At 39.2% G+C, this 1,668-nt stretch carries 1 protein-coding gene; it reads right to left on the bottom strand.

Annotated elements, in window-relative coordinates:
• Nucleotides 1–37 precede the first annotated feature (37 nt).
• Nucleotides 38–1,542, bottom strand: a protein-coding gene (locus tag QUB35_RS38925; protein WP_445252105.1) for an IS5 family transposase whose coding sequence is annotated in 2 segments (ribosomal slippage) — nt 38–957 and nt 957–1,542 — 1,506 coding nt in all. Because the reading frame shifts where the segments join, the coding sequence is not laid out codon by codon here.
• Nucleotides 1,543–1,668: the final 126 nt, after the last annotated feature.

Genomic DNA, 1,668 nt, shown 5'->3' with positions numbered 1-1,668 from the left:
ATAAGTAGGGCTTGCTGAAAAAGTAAGAAAACAGCATTTAGAAAGATGAATGAACTCGCGAGTCCCTTGATAATATAAGCTTTGTTTGCGATATTTTGTCCCAAGCATAATCTTTATTAATCATCACAGGTGGAAAACAGGAAAAAAAGTGTATATTCTGAAATAGACATAAAAAAAGCCAAAAAGCCTGCCGTAGCAGGGCCGAAAGATTCATCACCAAAAAAGTTATGGCGATGGTGGTTTGAGAAGTATTAGAAAGTTTAGCCATCACTCTACCGAGGCTGAATCTTCTTTTAGCTTCTCCAAATTTTCCCTCAATCGAGTTACGAATTCTCTCGTCTTCTAAAGCTTGTTTCTTCGTTGACTTACTAATATTTGTCGAGGGTCTTCCTAAAGGGGGACCACTGATTCTAATTCCTCTTTCTTTGCACCAAGCTCGATTCTCGCGAGTGCGATAAATTCGATCTACATGAATTGATTCGGGATAGAATCCCGTGAACCGTTTAAATTCTTCTACTTGTTGTTTTAAGTCTACAGATTCATTAAAATTATCCCAACTAATTCGGTCTAAAAACACGTATCCGTTACGACAACTGGCTGACAGCTTTGCCCCAAACTCAACGGCTTTCCCGGCTTTTCCTCTGACGATGGGGCGGATGTGTGGTTGTGTTAAACTTACTATTCTGTCCTCAATACTATGTGTTTTATTTTCATACATCCATAACTGTTGACGGTAGACTTCTGTGACTACTAATAGCATTTTATAATAATATTTACTCAGCCACGTTAGCTCACCCATAGCCGCGATATGAGCTAAATTTCTTTTAATATATTGAAGTTGTTTCTTAATCGCTTTTCTTCGTTTTTTTTGTGATGGTCTTCGTTTCTTTGCTACTGTCAAGTATTCTTTTCTGGCTAGGTTTCGATAAGTTCTTGGTTTTTTTTTAGTGGTGACTGAATTTGAGTGTGCAAAGCATCTATGATTGTTTCGGTTTGTTCCCTGGCTTGATTCAATATTCCTAAGTCGTTAGGATATTTAATGTCGGCTGGCGCGCAGGTCGCGTCTAATATTAATTTTCCTTGATTTTTCGGCTCGCTGATGTCCGATGACTTTTTATCGACTACTTTGCCTGGTGCTTCGGTCTGCTCTTTGACCATTTTTTCATTGATTTTATTGACTAGGTTGACACCTATTCTCTGTCTAAAGTGAACCAACATTGATGAGTCGAATGGTGCTTGACTGCTATAGCTTGTCATGCCTATAAAGTATTGTAAGTAGGGGTTTTCTCGGATTTGTTCTATTGTTTCCCGATCGCTGGTTCCTAACTTTTCTTTAATAATTAATGCTCCCAATGCCATCCGAAAAGATTTCGCTGGAGCTCCCATATCTACGGAAAAGTTTTGAGCATATTCTGCTTCAAATGCTGACCACGGAATTAGTTTCGCCATGATTACCCAACGATTATCTTCTAACAATTGCCCCTCAAAAGGCAAGTCAAAGTTGGATGGCGGGTTTGGGGTTGGGTCAACTTTTCGGTACATTACGAAAGTGATGTTGTACTAGGCTTTGGACAGATTTTAGCTCATAAGCTTGCACACGCGGAGCATTCAAACCAGTCAAAGTCTTTCTATGTAAAGGTTTTAGGCTTTTTCAGCAAGCCCTAAGTA

The sequence above is a fragment of the Microcoleus sp. B13-B6 genome (genome assembly GCF_036705405.1).
Classification (GTDB): Bacteria; Cyanobacteriota; Cyanobacteriia; order Cyanobacteriales; family Microcoleaceae; genus Microcoleus.
Note: the sequence above shows the minus strand (reverse complement) of the source record. Positions and strands in the feature narration are given on the sequence as shown.